We start from the raw sequence: 17,876 nt of genomic DNA, 5'->3' as shown, positions 1-17,876 counted from the left end.
CAAATCGAATTTTCATCCATTTCGCTAATCCGATAAACTATATCGAATCTGGAATCCACCTGCCACAGTAGAACGATAGAATGAATTAGAAACCAATGGATTATTCATCATCTTATCAAAATAAGCCGTAACAGATAATTTATTATTAATCGAATAAGTAATCTGAGGTCTAAATTGGAAATTAATAAATCCCTGTGTTACGATGGTCTCTGCATCCAATTTTCTTTGCAATGTTCTCGTATCACGAATAGTTAAATTCATATTAAACCTCAAATCATTGGGCAATCGAACAAATGCTCCATTGATCTTAAATGGTATCAACATATTGGCACGAGTAAATCCTACTGACACCGTAAAGTCCTTATTGGACAGTTCTGCTACTTGTGAATTAGATAAATTCAATCCCACGTTACGATCTTGATTATATTCTAAACGTAAGGATACACGACTTTTAGTAATAGCATTAAAACCAATCAATGGAGAAAACCTCTCAGAGAATGAAATGGTACTCATCACATAAACAGGAATTAAAGTACCCGTTTTGCCGTCAAAACGAGAAGATAATGGATACAATAAACTATTTAAAGTGAGGTTCAAATAATCATTCTCAAACTGACCATATTCTAAAGAAGAAATGAAATTACCTACATTATAGGTACTTGAATACATGTGAGTAATGGTAAATGAACTGAATTTCTTTTTCATCCAAGGCATTAAATTAATTCCATTATAATCCACTTTCCAGTTAGGAAGAGGAATATCATAAAATGGAGAATATTTAACGGTTTGAGCAGACACACCTGAATAAGCTGCAAAAAAAGATGGAATTAATACGTCTTGTGAATTGATATTATAACTCCCATCAGCTGCCTTAGCCCTATTCAATCGAGCTAATAACACATCTCGGTTAGATCTAAATTCATCAAAAACCAATTGAGGATCTTTAAAGGCTGTCAAAAAGGATAAGAAAGACATGGAATAATTTCCCGAACGCAAGGGATTCTGACTCACAAACTTCCCTCCTACGCTGGTTGGCCTAAAAAACTCTTGGTAATTATCTCCTCGATTGTAATTTCCTTCTAACTGAATTCGTAAATCTTTGTTAGGCTCCAATTGGGTGATATAACTGAATTTTGTATTCCTTAATTGAGTAAATGGTACATTTTGAACGGTACTCTTTGTCAACCAACCTTCCTGTGCCGCTTTAAATCGAATTCCATCATCTTGTCCACCAGTAACAAAATCAAGTCCTGGAGCAGAAGTATTACCATTCATACCTAACAAACCTGGCTGTTGTAAGAAACCTGGCAAGGTAGTTGATTCAATGACAGAATAATTAACTTGAATTCCTCGAAGTGTTAAAAACAATCGAGCAAACGATTTTAACAATGATTTACTCGGAATAGCGATCTCCTCTTCATCACCCGGGTTTCTTGCTACATTTTTACCAATTGCCGCAGGAGTATTAGCCCATCTCAACGCTCTTATCCGATTATAAAGCGATACAAAATCCACCTTTCCACTAATGGCTCTTTCTCTCGTATTTTTAATGATATTTCCAAAAGGCAAATCTAGAGAATCTCGAATATTAAAAGAATTGGCATAATAATTATATCCTATTCGGTGCGTATAATCAGCATTCATCCAATCTGTTAATGGAAGTTTTTGTAATGGTAAACGCCAAACGATTCCTGCTTGCTGATCGAAGTTCTTAGCTCGTCCAAAAGATTTGATATTATTCATCACCGAATCTTTCTTGGCTTGTGTATCAATATCTCCAAAAGGCTCATCAATGATGGCATTCACCATCGTGTTATAATTGAAAATGACACTTTTTGTTAAATTCCAATTTAAGGCATATTGACGATTAAAGAACCAATACTTTTCAAATTGAGGTGCTACTCCTACAATATTTAAATCTTGATTTCGCAATTGAGTTTTAACGAAACTACGGTCCATCTCTGCCCTTACGGTAAAGGAGCTCGGTTTCCAATTGAAATTAAAATCTTTGATAATATCCAACCAAGAAGAACTCGTATTCCATTTATTAAATGGTTCCCAAAAAGAACTATTGGTCGTAAATGAATACAATATACTTCCTCTTTGACTATACTGTTGATAAGCATGAATCATCGTGCTTGATCTTAGCATTTCAGAATAAGCATAAGAGAATGTGAAATTTGAAAAATCCCACAAATAAGCTCGCTTAGACAAATTGCTCTTGACTTTACGTACATTGGTAAAGTTAAATCCTCTTCGTTCTGTATTATCTTCCACCAATTTTGCATAACCCGCTCCTTTAGTTTCTAAAGAATTAGACAAGAATATATCAGGATCTAATGGATCAAACTGTGGAGAAATATTTCGTTTATCATAGGTGATAAAAAACGGAATACGGAATCCCCAACTTGCAGGCAAAAACTTCTCTAAATTTAGATTTGCCGTAATTCCATATTCTACATAATTCTCGCGAGAGCGATCCGAAATTTTGGATTGTACCCCTCCAAAACCATAATTCTTAAAACTACCATTCATCATGATGGTACCTAAATCCGCTAATTTCAAGCCTAATTTACCAACAGCGGCCTCTCCAGAAGTCTGATCAAAATCCGAAGCGCGCAATTCATTCACCCAGATACAAAAACTCTTAGGCCCATCCGTGCTGATATTTCGCATACCAATCATCATGGTCATACTGGCACTTTGATCTGGACGACCCATCACAGTCACTTTATATTGCTTACCAGATGAACTCGTCATCAAAATAGAAAAGCGTTCATTCAAGGATTTTCCTTGCTTATCGCGCTCCATTTTGGCTCGCTTAAGCAAGTCAAATTCAATATCAAACTCATTTTCCATCGGCCAAATTTCTAAATCCAAACTTTGTCCTTTTTGAGTTTGAGTTAAGCCCGTCGATTGAACTTCATAGTAGTTATCTGTCAAATCTGTACCGATTCGGATAAATGCAGCCACTTTACCGTTAATCTGATCTTGACTTTGCATGGAAACAAACATGCGAAGACGTTTGTAATTGATGAAATCAAAATTGGTATTTTTAAATACAGCACGGGCATCTCCTGGACGTAGATTATCTACACATAAGCTCATAGATTGCTCATTTAACCGCGCATTATTGATGGTTGTAATGTCTTGATCTCGAACAAATCCTGGAGGAACTACATAAGGTATGGTATTCGTACCCTTGGAGGCTGGACCATTTTCTTCAATATTGACCGATGACACTTTGAACTTGGCATCATATGGCTCTGGAATATCTACTCCATTTTTCTTATCTAAATCACCCAAAAACTTACGATATGAATAACCCGACAATTGTAATTGAGCAAAACGTAATACTACTGGCTCTTGGAATTGAGTCAATAACATTCGGAAAAAGCGAATGGATTTAAAACTATTCATCCCTCCTACTGAGGTTGGCTTGTCCTTAATCGGTATCCTAAATAAATACCAATCTACCCCGTTTTCAGTAACCCGATCCACAATATATCCTTTACCTACTTCCAATTGACCAGGCTTCAAATCAATTTCATATTTGAAATAAGATTCTACTTCGTTGACAGTATTATCAGTATTTAAATCCTCCCGGTCAGGAACCATACTGTTAGCCTCCGTAAAATTGGTATTACTTGGGTTGGCAGTCGTAGGTGAATTATTCTCAAGACCCATAAAGTTCTTATATCGCTCAATCAAACTTTCAGTACCATTGAACTTTTCATTCAAATAATATTCAAAGTCGTCTCCAGCAGGGTCTTTTACTAATTTAGTGAGAGCCGTTTGATCGGTAACTTTCGTCCGTATTTGATTCAAATATTCTTTAAAATATGTTTCTTCCGAAACACTGGTACCTTCTGAAATTTGATTGGACAAGCCATCCAATCCAACATCTTGGGTCGACCTTCCCGCTTGATTATCAAAGGCATTGATTACAAATTGTCTTTTCGGAGCTATTCCCCATGGGGTAACCTCTACATTTTGAGAAGGTCCCGAAGTTATTTTCTCTCCAGCTGGAATACCATTTTCAAAGTTGGAAAAACCATCAGGAATAAAGTCCTCTGAAATGTCCCCTAAGTGAAATACTAACTTACCTCCTGTTTCATTATTTTTATTCAAAATACCATCACGCACTTTTCCTTGCTCCCCTGCCACAAATGGATTCATTAACCAAAATTCAATTTGTTCAACATTCGCATTATCAAAATCCGTATCCGAATTAATAGCACGTGTGATGGCTCCAAAATTGTTTTTAGGATCACCTGCTAATAAACCTTTGTTAGTCAAATTTGTATTGAAATTATAAATACCCCTTTCTTGTGGAAAATAGGCAACGTCTAATACGCCTAATGGTAAATTGGTGATATTATTTGCAAAATCTTTATTGGGGAATAATCCCTTAGGAGTAACAACTCGCTCATAGGCATATGCATTCACCTTATTGGGATCAATACCTGGTATATCTAAGCCAAAACCTCCTTGTCCATAAATACTTGCATCAACGTTATAAGCAGAAATTTTAGCTCGTTTGAAATTAGAGCTTAAGTCTCTAGGATTGCCTAGGATAAATTCCTTTGGTGTTGAGGCTGGCTTCCAGAGGGTCGGTTGAGAAGAAAAATTATAAACTACCCGAGCCGCTTCAAAATCATCAATAAAAGCATTTCCTTGAACGCGATCATTCACATTGGGAATTAATTTGGCCACTTCTCCTTGAAAATCAATGACCGATGCTTCTTTAGTAGATACAATCGGTAAAGCATCTAAAGCACGGGTAAGGGCCATCGATTTACGAAATAAACTAGCATCAAAACCTATCAGGGTATTATTTACAGGTTCATTTCCGATGGCAACTCGACGAAAAAATGCAGGAGGGCTTTCACTCATATTTTGGAACGTAGCTCCCAAGTGAAAATCCGCACCTAAGTTATAATCCAAACGAGTTCCCAATAATGTTCGAACTTGATTGGAAAATAAATCAGGTTTCTCATAACAAATCTTTAATTCTCGTCCAGAGGAAAAAATACTCTCATTGATGATTTTAACCCTCCCAGACATTCCCTCTACAATAAAATCTGTACCTGAAGTCAACAATTGTCCACCTGCTGAAACAGTCACAGATTTAGCTTCTACACCAAAAGGCAACATGATATCGCTGCCCATACCCGATTGGAAAGATCCTTTTAAGAAAAATTTATTTTTACCTGCTAACTGTAAAGCATCAGATTGCGTTTTACGGTATAATTCATCAAAGACATATTTATTCACCAAATTAGTCTCCAAAGGACCAAAATGAGATTTTAGATCTCTTCCAAAAGGCTCTAATACTGGGAATATAATCCTTCCATTTTTTGCATCGATGGTCAAGTCTTCTACAAAGTCAAAGTTACCATCAGGCTGAGGGTCACCCGCAAAATTTAATTTATCCAAGCCCAATACCTTCACTAAAGGGATATCTTTTAATTTTTCACCTTCAATCAAATTGGAATTATCAATACCCGTCGCATCATCTTTATAAACAATCCGTAATTGGAAATTTTGCTTAGCTAAACCATTGGTATTCAATGAATAAATATTCTTCATCATTAAATCCCACATTGGATGGTACAAATTATTACGGATAGTAGAAGATTTAAGCATCTTTAATACCAATACTTCGTCATCTCTTCTTGCCTGATAATCTTCGGTTAACTCACCCACTTTATACTTTCTACCATTCAAGGTATACTCATAGGCAACTGCCAAAACTTCATCATTTCTCAAAGGAGAAACCAATGATAAATAACCTAAAGTAGGATGAAACTTAAATTCTCGTTCATTTAATCGCTTGGCTCCTTTTAACATATCAAAGTCCGTACCTCTTTGTAAATTATAGGTAGATTCCAAACGGTAAGAAGCTTGATCTGATTTCCTTATTTCAGCATCATTCACCAATTTATCATAGAGCCCATTGTTTTTATTATCAACGGGTTGGTTGGGAATGATAGGGCTTAAGGTGGGGTTATTCGCACTATATGGAGCCGATTCCCCTAAATCTGAGAGAGAAATAAGGTTACGTAGTGTCTCTGTACTCTGAGTTCTATTGGTAACATACACTTCAACACGGGTGATGGTTATACCGGAGGAAAGCATGGGCACATTCTTCAATGCCTGTTCGTACTGATTTCTAAAATAGCTCGACAAGAAAAAATGTCGATTTTCGTCATATTGATCCGCTCGTATTTCAAATGATTTACCTTGTGCTCCGCCTTTTAAGGTGATACAATCTTGTTTGGAACGTTGCTGGGCTGCTACAACTGTCACATCTAAATTTCCAAACCTCATTAAGGTCTTCAAACCAAATAAATTTTGGACACCAGGTATCAATTGCGAATTCAGTGTCCAAGAAGTATTTCCTAATTCAATATTTTGTAAAATATCTTCTTCCTGGGTTTTCCAGTTTAGTTTTAATTGGTTTTGAAAGTTGAAACTAGCTTTCGTATCAAAATTGGTATTCAAATTCAACTTCTCGCCAATCTTTCCTTGAAAGTTAATCTGAGCTTGCTCATTAAAAAACAAGTTTCCTACATACCGTAATTGAACTGGAATGGCTGGATTATCTACAAATTGGCCCATGTATCCAATGTCAAGCAACAAACTTCCATTGGGTTTAAAGTAAACTTCATTACCCCCAAAAATTCGGTCAATAGCAGGAGGTAATTCGATCTTGGGGAAAAGTCCACGAGATTGCAAAGAACTACTGCCATCTAAACTCTTAGAATAGGCATTCCAAAAACTTCGATTAACCTGTCGGTCTTGTTCTCGCGCATATTCTTGAAAAGAAAAAGGCCTAACAGGCTGAACTGCTATATTGCCCAATTGCTGGGATTGAACTAATTGATTTTGGTCTTGAAATGATAAAGCACTTTTAGCACCTTTAATAGAATAGATGGAAAAAGGAGATTTCGGACTTTGTTGATATATACTAAATGGAGTAGGTGATTTGAGACTAAACCTTGGTCTTTTCCCACTTTTTTCTAGCGTAGAATCCTCCTCTAAAAACGTGTTCCTAAAAGCAGGAGTACCTTCTACTACTCCAATAAGTAGCAAAAATGCCATGCTTGTAATCAGAACACGAGATGCAAAATGTTTATGCACAATTATCGGGGAATCAATTTTAAACCAATTTAACGAAGAGCCAACTTAATTAATTGCTCAATAGAAGCATCTGGATTACTTTTTATTAAACTATCCAGACTTTTCTCAGCAACTCCTCTAGCAATTCCTAAGGTAACAAGTGCTGCTAAAGCCTCTTGTTTAACACCAAATGATTGATCGTGAGAGGCTAAACCTGCCTCTACAAACATGGCATCCTTTTTACATTTGTCTTTCAACTCCAAAATGACACGTTGGGCTGTCTTAGAACCAATTCCTTTAATGGATTGAATCAAACCAATATTTTCATTCATGATGGCAGCTCTAATTTCTCCAGAAGAAAAAGAAGATAACATCACTAAGGCTGTACTCAAGCCTATACCAGAAACACTGATTAAATCTAAAAATAGGAATTTCTCATCCATACTATGGAAACCAACTAAAGTGTGTGAATCTTCCTTGATTTGAAGATGAGTGAAAAGCTTAATGGATTCAAGCCCATTTGCCAAACTATCATAAGTTTGTAACGAAATTTTGACCTCATAACCTACACCATTCACATCTATAATGACATGAGTCCGATCTTTATGAGCTAATTTACCTTGCAAATATGCAATCATCTTTAGGATATTCTTAGTCGCATTCCAGGTTTTAAGACCGCAGAACGCAAGCGATTTAACTTTTTAATTTTAGCCACTGTCAATCCATCATGCTTATCAGCGATATCAGACAATGTATCACCTGAACGAACTAAATAATATTTTACTTTCTTCTTTTTAGAAACTAATTGTTTACTGGTCAATTTAACAACTGAAGTGTCGGCTACTTTAGCAATTGATTTAACGGGAAACCATTGCTTTTCCAAAACAAACAAATTTTGACCTTTTTTCAAGCGATTTCTTCTTAAACGGTTAATCCTTTTAAGTTCAAATACGGAAATCTCAAATTTCCTAGCTACTTCATAGATGGTCTCTCCTTTTTTAACTTTATACCGAACTTTGACCATGCGCATTTGCATAGTAGCATTTGTATCAGTGGATAAAAGTGGTTGGAGTGAAATAGCCGCCAATCCAGCAGAATCTAGTATCTGCTTTCTATTTATTTGAAAGTATTCAGCTCTATTTTTAGGGATCTTTAAAACAAATGATTTAGAATCCTTAGGTAAATAATGAGTTAAAACATGTGGATTCAATTTTTTCAAGGTATCCATGGATATCTTGGCCAAAGAAGCAAAAACACTTAGGTTCAAATAACCATTGATTTGTAAGGTATCAGAAGGTACATGGCTGGCCCACGTTTCTGGATGAATAGCATGATCCCAATGATAATTCATCATGTAGGCCATAGCGATAAACTGAGGTACATAAGCTCGGGTTTGCTTGGGTAAACAAGGATAAATTCCCCAGAAATCATCCGACCCTTTACAGTTTCTAATCGCTCTTTTTACATTACCCGGGCCCGTATTATATGCTGCCAAAGCTAAGTGCCAATCCCCAAAAATGCGGTATAATTGCCTTAAATATTTGCTTGCCGCCTCTGTTGCTCTTTCTGGATCAAACCGTTCGTCAATATAAGAATCTACCCGAAGACCAAAATCTCCACGCGCCGTATAAGGCATAAATTGCCACAGTCCACCTGCGCCTTTATTAGATAGTGCTTTGGGATCAAGACCTGACTCAATTAAAGATAAATACTTCAATTCATCTGGAAGATTATATTGTTTTAAGTATTTCTCATAAATAGGAAAATACAAATCACGCTTTTCCAACATCCGTTGGGTAAAGTCCGACTTCCTAAAGGCAAAATATTCAACAAATTGATGTACGTAGAAATTATATGGTAATGGAATTTGATTCCTCATTTGCTTCAATCGTCCTTCAATCAAAGCTGGATCAATCATCCAAGCTGTAGGAGAACCTTGTTCATATTGAGCCAAAGAATCAATTACTCGTTCATCTAAAATGGGCTTAAATGAATTCCATACCTGAGCTCTACTTATTGAATTAACAATAAGCAACAGGAACAATACACTATATAGGCTCTTCTTATTCAAGATATTAAACTAATTCAGTAGCTAAATTGAGTATGGCTTCTTCTTGAAAGACATCTGCCATAATTTGAAAACCCATGGGTAAAGATTGTGCATCTACTCCCATGGGAATAGAAATGGCTGGTAAACCTGCCACATTGGCCTGCACGGTAAATAAGTCCCCTAAATACATCTGTAATGGATCTAAAGTCTTCTCTCCCAAACGGTAGGCTGTTGAAGATGTTGTCGGGGAAACTAAAAAATCATATTCCTGCAATAAGCTTTGGGTAAATTCTTTAATCAATCGACGTACTTTTTGTGCTTTTGTATAATATGCATCATAATAATCTGCACTTAAAACAAAGGTACCTAGCATAATTCTTCGCTTAACTTCCTCTCCAAATGCCTCATCTCGCGTTTTTTTATACATATCTAAAAGATCTTTGGTTGGAACTTCGGTTCTATGACCGAACTTAACCCCATCAAATCGTGATAAATTAGAACTCGCTTCTGCTGTTGTTAAAACGTAGTATGTCGGCAATAATGCTTCTACAAATGGAAAATCAACCCCAACCACCTCATATCCTTTCAACTTCATTTGCTCAAGTCGCTCAAAGAATGCCTTTTTTATATCCAATTGAAGACTTGGATGCTCAGCCATTTCTTTGATATATGCGATTCTTTTTCCGCTTGTAGGCTTCTTTTTCTTGAATTCATTAGGAGAAACCACGGTGCTATCTTGTCCATCAGCACCTGAAATATATTTCAATACTAAAGCTAAATCATCTACTTGACGAGCCATGGGACCAATGGTATCAAAAGAAGATGCATAAGCTATCAATCCCCATCTAGAAACACGACCGTAAGTCGGTTTCAGGCCAGCTACACCACAAAAAGCAGCCGGCATACGTATTGAACCGCCTGTATCTGTTCCTAAGGAAATATGACACATATTGGCTTGAACAGCCACTGCAGACCCTCCTGAGCTTCCTCCAGCAACATGGGCCGTATTTTTAAAATTCAATACTGGGCCATAAGCTGAATTTTCGTTCGTGGATCCCATTCCAAATTCATCACAATTTTGTCGTCCAATAACAATCGCATCTTGATCCAGCAATCTTTGTACGGCTGTTGCAGAAAAGGTAGATTTAAACGTGTCTAAGATTTTACTCCCTGCATAAGATCGATGATTCTCATAGCAAAGTAGGTCTTTAATCCCTATGACGAGTCCCGCTAATTCTCCAGCAGTACCTGATTGTAATTTCTGGTCTACAAGAACGGCTTTCTCTAAAGCTTCTTCAGCATATACTTCCAAAAAAGCGTTCAACTTGGAATTATGTGCCTCAATTTGAGACAAATAATACGTTACTATGTCCACACAGGTCAACTGACCTTGGTCCAACAAATTTCGTAAATCACGGTATTTTAACTGGGATATATTCATCCAAATGGGGTATTCAATAAAACACAAAAGCATAGTTGGACAAGTCCAACTATGCAGATTAATAAGTCAAACAAAGAATTACTTCTTAGTCTCGTCTAGTTCTTTATTGATTTGATCTTTTACTTCATTTTTAGCATCCTGAAATTCACGGATACCTTTACCTAGTCCACGCATTAACTCAGGTAACTTCTTTCCACCAAAGAACAATAGTATGGCTAAACCTATTAATAAAAGCTCTCCACCACCTAAACCGTTCAAAAACAACAATATACTTGCTATGCTCATCATTTTCTGTATTTAAAAATTTTGTAAATATATTCAATACTAATTAAAAATCCTTCTTCTAAGGCCAAAGATTACATTTGTTTTTCAAATTCATCCAATTCTTGTTTGATTGATTTACCTACCCATAAAACCAATGCCAAATCATCTGTAAAACCAATAATTGGCAATAAATCAGGTATGAAATCAAAAGGTGATATAAAGTAAATCAAAACGGCAGCTATTTTTGCCAGAGTTACCGCAGGTAGTTTACGGTAAGTTCCTTGAACATACGCCTTAATCAATTGACTAAACAATACAATGTAGTGATTCAACAAACGAACAACCGACAAATTACTTTGCTCAGCCGTTTCATTCACTTTTTGCAAAGCTCTTTTCACCAAATTTAATAAACCATATTTATTGTTAGCCATTAAGTCCTCCCCTTTATCCAAAGCTTCTTTGAAAAACTGGGAGCTCAAAATCCGATCAATAAAAGTGATTTTTCTAGTCATAAACATTGAATTATCCATAAATATACAAATTGGATACCAAAATCTAGCAGGTCTTATCCTTATTTATATAATCCTGATAGTTTTACAAATATTTAACTGTTTTGTCGTAATTTAGGGGAGTTTTTTGCTCATAAGAATCATTAAAATCACACAACAATGAAAATTACCGTAGTAGGAGCTGGTGCCGTAGGTGCTACATGTGCTGACAACATCGCTAGAAAAGAATTAGCCGATGAATTAGTTTTATTGGACATTAAAGAAGGTATTGCTGAAGGCAAAACTTTAGATATGTTCCAAACCGCCTCGCTTTTAGGTTTTGATACCAAATTAGTAGGTTCTACCAATGATTATTCAAAAACAGCTAATTCAGATGTAGTTGTCATTACTTCTGGTTTACCAAGAAAGCCAGGTATGACTCGTGAAGAATTAATCGGAGTTAATGCAGGTATCGTAAAGAGTGTTGTAGAAAATATTTTAAAATTCTCTAAAAACCCGATCATTGTGATCATTTCTAACCCAATGGATACAATGACTTATTTAGCTAAGTCAGTAGCAGGATTAGATAAGCACCGTATTATTGGTATGGGTGGAACTTTGGACTCAGCACGTTTTAAATGCTATTTAGCCAAAGCTATGGATGTGTCAATCAATGATATCCACGGAACTGTTATTGGTGGTCATGGAGATACTACCATGATTCCTTTGAAACGTTTAGCTACGTACAACGGTGTTCCAGTTAGCCAATTCTTATCTGCTGAAACGCTAGATAAAGTAGCTGCTGATACCATGGTTGGTGGAGCTACATTAACAGGTCTATTAGGTACATCTGCATGGTATGCTCCGGGTGCTGCAGGTGCAGCTTTAGTAGAAGCGATCGTACGTGACGAGAAAAAAATCATGGCATGTTGCGTTTCTCTTGATGGAGAATATGGACAGTCTGACATCTGCTTAGGTGTGCCAGTTGTTTTAGGTAAAAACGGATGGGAGAAAATTGTTGACTATCAATTAACAGATGACGAGCAAGCTGCATTCAATAAATCAGCTGATGCTGTTCGTAATATGAATTCGGTATTAAGCACTTTGAGTTTATAATTCAAATTTGCACCATATTAAAAAGGCCATCTTTCGATGGCCTTTTTCTATTTAGAGCGGATTGCAATAACTGGATCCATCTTGGCAGCTACCCAAGCTGGAATAATCCCCGACAATATTCCAATAAAACTAGATATCATTAAACCACTCAAAATATTTTTAAAACTAAGACTTAAAGGCAAAGCTTCTTGAGGGATCAGTGTGATCAAAACGACGAGCCCAATTCCAACTAAACCTCCAATCAAACTTAAAAATACAGCTTCAAAGAGAAACTGGAACATGATAAAATAATTCTTAGCACCCAATGATTTTTGAATTCCAATAATATTCGTTCTCTCCTTCACTGAAACAAACATAATATTAGCAATACCAAATCCACCTACAAGTAAGGAGAAACCAGCAATCAATGCTCCCGCTACATTTAGAACTGAAAATATCCCATCAAAAAACTGGTTTAATCCATCCATTCTATTGATCGAAAATGAATCCTCTTGTTTAGGTTTGATAGAACGCAGACTACGCATCATACCGGAAATATCTCCTTCTAAGTTTTGCTGGTTGACATCATCCTCAAATGCTTTCACTGAAATATCAGGCTGTGGCCTATCCTTTTGAAATATAGTAGCATAAGTAATGTATGGGATAATTACTTTCTCATCTGGTGTACCACCAAATCCCAGCATATCATTTCCTTTCTTTTCAATTACTCCAATCACGGAAAACTTAATTCCATTCAATTTAATCACTTGACCAATCATGGATTCGCCATTAGATAGATTTTCTGCCACTTTAGAGCCAATTATGGCTACGTTTAAACCATTATCCGATTCAATGGGCAAAAAATACCTTCCTTCGTTAATTGGACAACTCGTTACTTGATTATAATCATAACTTGCACCCGTAATATTGATATCCATACTGCTACTTCCCCGATTAACTGAGGCAGTTCTCCCTCCATCTATAATAGCTACAGCTTGTGCAGATGTTAGATTTTCTTTTAAATATTTAAATTCAGAATATTTCATCTCAGGACGGTTCAAATATTTCCACCAAGGGTAATTGTTTTGCATTAACCAAGGCCATTTTCCAACATATAAAACCCCTGATCCAGCAAAAGAATCGATCTCAGAACGAATCTTTCCATTCAATGAATCAACTGCCGTAAAAACCGCAACAATAGCAAAAATACCAACACTTACACCTAATAAGGATAAGGTGGTACGCATGATGTTGGAACGAAGTGCTTGGTAGGCGAAAACTAAACTTTCAAATACTTGTCTTAGAAATTTCATAGCTATGAATTTGGGCAATAAGCTTAAAGTTACTAAGCTAATTCTATTTATATTCTTCTAATTATATGAATAGATGGTATAAACTTTGAATGGCAATATGTAGGTAAGACTGGATTTTTGTAATTTTATCATCTTAAATTAGACGCATGGCTTGGAGTCAACGAGAATATCACCTATTATCCGCTCATTTTGAGGGAAAATTATTTTTTGATGCATCTCAATCATCTCAAATTGCCAGAAAAATTTATGCAACTGATGCCTCTGTGTATCAAGTTCAACCACAAGCTGTTGCAATTCCAGCTTCACAAAAAGACATCAAGCGTTTAATTCAATTTGCTAAAAACAACAAACTCGGCATTATACCTCGAGGAGCAGGAACATCATTAGCTGGCCAAGTTGTTGGTGATGGCATCGTGATGGAAGTATCTTCTGCCATGAGTAAAATCATTTCATTAAATAAGAAAGAAAAGACTGTTTGGGTGGAGCCAGGCATTGTGCGAGATGATCTAAACACATTCATTAAAAAAACCGAATTATTCTTTGGGCCTGAAACCTCAACCGCCAACAGAGCTCTGTTGGGTGGAATGGTAGGAAATAATTCCTGTGGATTACATTCCATTGTTTGGGGTAACGTACGTGATCATTTAATTGAAACCAAGGCTATATTGGCTGATGGCACCGATATTTACACGCACCCCTTAAGCAATGAAGAATTTTACAAAAAAACGAGTCTTCAGAATTTAGAAGGTAAAATATACCGTGAATTACATCGCATTTTAAATAATCCTACCCTACAGGAACTAATCAGAAGTAAATTTCCAAAACCGAGTATAAAACGTAGAAATACAGGTTATGCCTTAGATGCTTTGGTGGAAATGCAGCCCTTTAATCCATTAGGTAAGCCATTTAATTTATCGGCACTCATCGCAGGATCAGAAGGTACTTTGGCGGTAGTACATTCCCTTCGGTTGCAGTTGTTAGACATCCCCTCTCCTGACGTTTCTTTAGTTTGCGTCCATTGCCATTCCATTCAAGAATCGCTGCAAGCTAATTTAGTAGCTTTAGCTTGTCAGCCTACAGCATCCGAATTAGTGGATGATTTTATCCTTTCATTTACGGAAGGTCATCCTCAATTCCAAAAAGACCGTGATTTTATTCAAGGTAAACCAGCTGCCATTCTAATGGTGGAGTTCCGAGGTGATGAAGCATCCAACAGTGAAAATAAAGCCAATCGATTTATTGAACAATTGAATGCTCAAAGTATTGGATATGCTTCACCTACATTGACTGGTGAAGAAATTTCCAAAGGTTGGGATATTCGTAAAGCAGGTTTAGGGTTAATTAGAAATATTATTGGTAAAAAACAGGCTGTTAATTTAATTGAAGATTGTGCTGTAGACCCTGAGGACTTACCCAATTACGTAGCTGATATACAAGAATTACTTCAAAAACATCAAGTGCAAGCGGCTTTTTATGCTCATGCAGGAGCTGGGGAATTGCATATTGAACCATTCCTAGATTTAAAATCAGAAGATGGTAAGAAGCTTTTCCGTTTATTATTAGAAGAAACAGTCGAAATCCTTAAAAAATACCAAGGTTCTTTAAGTGGTGAGCATGGAGATGGAAGACTTCGGGGGGAATTTATTCCTGAAATCATGGGAACTGAAATTTATGATCTATTTCAAGAGATCAAACATATCTTTGACCCAAACAACACACTAAATCCTGGGAAAATAGTACATACGCCTCCCATGGATGAAGCATTCCGGATTCAAGACAAAAGCCCTCAAAAACAAAACTATTTTTTCAATTATGGTGCATTAAACGATCCCCTTACCTTGGCTGAAAAATGCTCTGGTTCAGGAGATTGTAAAAAAACAGCTTTATCTGGTGGAACCATGTGCCCCAGTTATATGGCTACTCAACAGGAAAAAGATAGCACTAGGGCAAGAGCCAACATGTTGCGGCAAATTCTAAGCTCTGATGTTGAAAAACCATTTTCTGAACCACAATTAAAGGAAATATTGGATTTATGTCTTTCATGCAAAGGTTGCCAAACCGAATGTCCTTCTGGAGTAGATATCAGTAAACTAAAAGCGGAAACACTTCAACAGAGTTATATAGATCATGGTACTCCTTGGAGAACCCAATTGATTGGCCATTTTCCTAGCATTCAAAATTGGGTAAGAAAAATATCCCCTCTCTACAATTTTGCCATCGAATTCCCACTTAGTAGTGTCATTATTAAAAGCTTTATGGGATTCTCATGGGAAAGAAGTCTACCTAGGGTTTCATTTACAAGCCTTGAAGAATGGTTTTCACAGTACAAAAAACGAATTAACCAAAGTGAAAAGCCTTTGGGCATGGTTTACTTTTTTGCAGATGAATTTACCAATTATAATGATGTAGCTATAGGCAAAAAAGCCATTGCTCTCTTAAATGAACTTGGTTATGGAGTAGAAATACCTAAAGGAATTATCAGTGGAAGAAGTTATTTATCAAAAGGAATGCTCATCGAGGCTAAGAAATTAGCCAATCATAATGTGCTTTCCTTAAAGGATATAATAAGTTCAGAAACACCATTTATCGGTTTAGAACCAAGTGCCATCCTTAGTTTCCGTGATGAAATTCCTGATTTAGTGGATCCTGAACTAAGAAATGATGCCCTCCAACTGAAAGATAACTGCTTACTAATCGATGAATTCTTAGCTAGAGAAATCAAATCCAAACGAATTCAAAAATCTTCCTTTGGAACAAAAACCAGAAAAATAATTTTACATGGTCATTGCCATCAAAAATCCATTGCAGGATTAAGTTCTACTAGACAAGTATTAGCTTTTCCGGAGGGGCATGAAGTAGAATTAATACCTTCAGGATGCTGTGGTATGGCCGGTTCTTTTGGCTATGAAAAGAAGCATTTCAAGATTTCTAAACAAATAGCCAACTTAGTATTATTTCCCACTATTTTATCCAAGCCAAGTTCAACCATTGTGGCAAGTAACGGTACCTCATGTAGGCATCAAATCAAAGATGGTATCGATAAAAATGCATACCATACTGTTGAAATTCTATATCAATCCTTAGCCAATCCTCAGATAAAAATATGATTCAATACAATTTATCGCTCTTTTTTGAAAATTCAGTAGAAGAAAAAGCTATTCTAGCCTTAAGAAAAATCATCGTCCCTGAAATAGAAAAGCAATCGTTTATCTCGCGCGTTTACTTGTTTGAAATCACCTCACACCAGGAACCTGATTCAAAAGGTTTTAGCTTGCAGTGCTGGATAGAACCTGAATTCGAAAAGCAATTGGAAATTATTGAAGCCTTAGTTTCAGGCTTTTTAATAGAAGAATTCCCCAATCAACATGTTTATTTCCCTAGTCAATTAAAAAAGCTATAGCCAGTTGATGGCCTTCATTTCATGGGCTACCAGGTATTCATTCGTTTTAGAAAATGGTCTATTACCAAACCAACCTCCCCTATTAGCTGACAATGGAGATGGGTGAGAAGACTTGATCAATAAATGCTTTTGTGGATCAACATGTTTAGCCAATTGTTGCGCGTAATTACCCCATAGCAAAAACACAACATGTTCCTTTTCTTGACTGATTTTTTCAATGGCCATGGAAGTTAATTTCTGCCAACCCAAGTCAACATGTGAACCTGGCTTAGAATCAGAAACAGTCAAGATAGCATTCAACATTAAAACCCCTTGCTTTGCCCATTGACTTAAATCTCCATCTTGACTCTCCAAAAACACATCAAAATCCAGGTATAATTCTTTTTTAATATTTCTCAAAGAAGGAGGTAATGGAATGCCAGTGGGAACGGAGAAACACAGACCATGTGCTTGCCCCTTGCCATGATACGGATCTTGACCAATGATAACTACTTTTGTGTCTGCAAAGGAGCATAGATTAAATGCATTGAAAATTGCATTGACTGGAGGGTATACTTCCTCCAAGTGCATTTTTTCGGAAAGCTTGGATTGTAAAGAGCTAAAATACGATTCACCTAATTCAGAAAGGAAAATATTTTTCCAATCATTCATTAGTAAATCAGGTAAATTTCGAACTATTTTACTTTCGAATTGATCCATA

The 17,876-nt window shown here is 36.4% G+C and carries 11 protein-coding genes; 3 read left to right on the top strand and 8 right to left on the bottom strand.

Annotated elements, in window-relative coordinates; genetic code table 11:
* Positions 1-24: 24 nt before the first annotated feature.
* The 6 genes from sov to HME7025_RS06440 all read right to left on the bottom strand — a co-directional run bounded on the left by sov (position 25) and on the right by HME7025_RS06440 (position 11,392).
* Positions 25-7,107: a T9SS outer membrane translocon Sov/SprA gene (sov, locus tag HME7025_RS06465; RefSeq protein WP_109322847.1), complete on the bottom strand. Its 7,083-nt coding sequence runs from the start codon at positions 7,105-7,107 to the stop codon at positions 25-27.
* 68 nt (positions 7,108-7,175) lie between these two features.
* On the bottom strand, positions 7,176-7,763 hold the full coding sequence (ruvA, locus tag HME7025_RS06460; protein ID WP_109322846.1) for a Holliday junction branch migration protein RuvA: 588 nt from the start codon (positions 7,761-7,763) through the stop codon (positions 7,176-7,178).
* A gap of 2 nt (positions 7,764-7,765) precedes the next feature.
* Positions 7,766-9,196 carry a lytic transglycosylase domain-containing protein gene (locus HME7025_RS06455; RefSeq protein ID WP_154401942.1) on the bottom strand — a complete coding sequence of 477 codons (1,431 nt, stop codon included), beginning with the start codon at positions 9,194-9,196 and terminating at the stop codon, positions 7,766-7,768.
* A gap of 4 nt (positions 9,197-9,200) precedes the next feature.
* Entirely contained in the window at positions 9,201-10,616 is a 1,416-nt protein-coding gene (gene gatA, locus HME7025_RS06450; protein ID WP_109322844.1) for an Asp-tRNA(Asn)/Glu-tRNA(Gln) amidotransferase subunit GatA, read from the bottom strand.
* A 78-nt stretch (positions 10,617-10,694) separates the two neighbouring features.
* A complete protein-coding gene (gene tatA, locus HME7025_RS06445; protein ID WP_109322843.1) occupies positions 10,695-10,901 on the bottom strand; it encodes a twin-arginine translocase TatA/TatE family subunit in 207 nt (68 codons plus the stop codon).
* A gap of 71 nt (positions 10,902-10,972) precedes the next feature.
* Positions 10,973-11,392, bottom strand: coding sequence for a YkvA family protein (locus HME7025_RS06440; RefSeq protein WP_161956218.1), 420 nt, complete (start codon positions 11,390-11,392; stop codon positions 10,973-10,975).
* A gap of 156 nt (positions 11,393-11,548) precedes the next feature.
* On the opposite strand from HME7025_RS06440, the gene mdh reads away from it, so the two are divergent.
* The gene (gene mdh, locus HME7025_RS06435) at positions 11,549-12,484 is read left to right on the top strand and encodes a malate dehydrogenase (protein ID WP_109322841.1); all 936 of its coding nucleotides are present in this window, start codon (positions 11,549-11,551) and stop codon (positions 12,482-12,484) included.
* Positions 12,485-12,531: 47 nt separating this feature from the next.
* Here the strand turns inward: mdh and HME7025_RS06430 are convergent, their stop codons facing one another.
* Positions 12,532-13,776, bottom strand: a complete 1,245-nt coding sequence (locus HME7025_RS06430; RefSeq protein WP_109322840.1) for an ABC transporter permease — start codon at positions 13,774-13,776, stop codon at positions 12,532-12,534.
* A 146-nt stretch (positions 13,777-13,922) separates the two neighbouring features.
* Here HME7025_RS06430 and HME7025_RS06425 point away from each other — a divergent pair, with 146 nt between their 5' ends.
* Together HME7025_RS06425 and HME7025_RS06420 are read left to right on the top strand one after the other, a co-directional pair.
* Entirely contained in the window at positions 13,923-16,883 is a 2,961-nt protein-coding gene (locus tag HME7025_RS06425) for an FAD-binding and (Fe-S)-binding domain-containing protein (protein ID WP_109322839.1), read from the top strand.
* Entirely contained in the window at positions 16,880-17,176 is a 297-nt protein-coding gene (locus tag HME7025_RS06420; protein ID WP_109322838.1) for a DUF4286 family protein, read from the top strand. The genes HME7025_RS06425 and HME7025_RS06420 overlap by 4 nt, the downstream gene beginning before the upstream one ends.
* Here HME7025_RS06420 and HME7025_RS06415 read toward each other — a convergent pair.
* Positions 17,171-17,875 (bottom strand): uracil-DNA glycosylase, encoded by a 705-nt coding sequence (locus tag HME7025_RS06415; protein WP_109322837.1) that lies wholly within the window; start codon positions 17,873-17,875, stop codon positions 17,171-17,173. The two genes, HME7025_RS06420 and HME7025_RS06415, sit on opposite strands and share 6 nt — an antisense overlap.
* Position 17,876 lies beyond the last annotated feature (1 nt).

Source organism: Aquirufa nivalisilvae (assembly GCF_003143535.1).
GTDB lineage: Bacteria > Bacteroidota > Bacteroidia > Cytophagales > Spirosomataceae > Aquirufa > Aquirufa nivalisilvae.
Note: the sequence above shows the minus strand (reverse complement) of the source record. Positions and strands in the feature narration are given on the sequence as shown.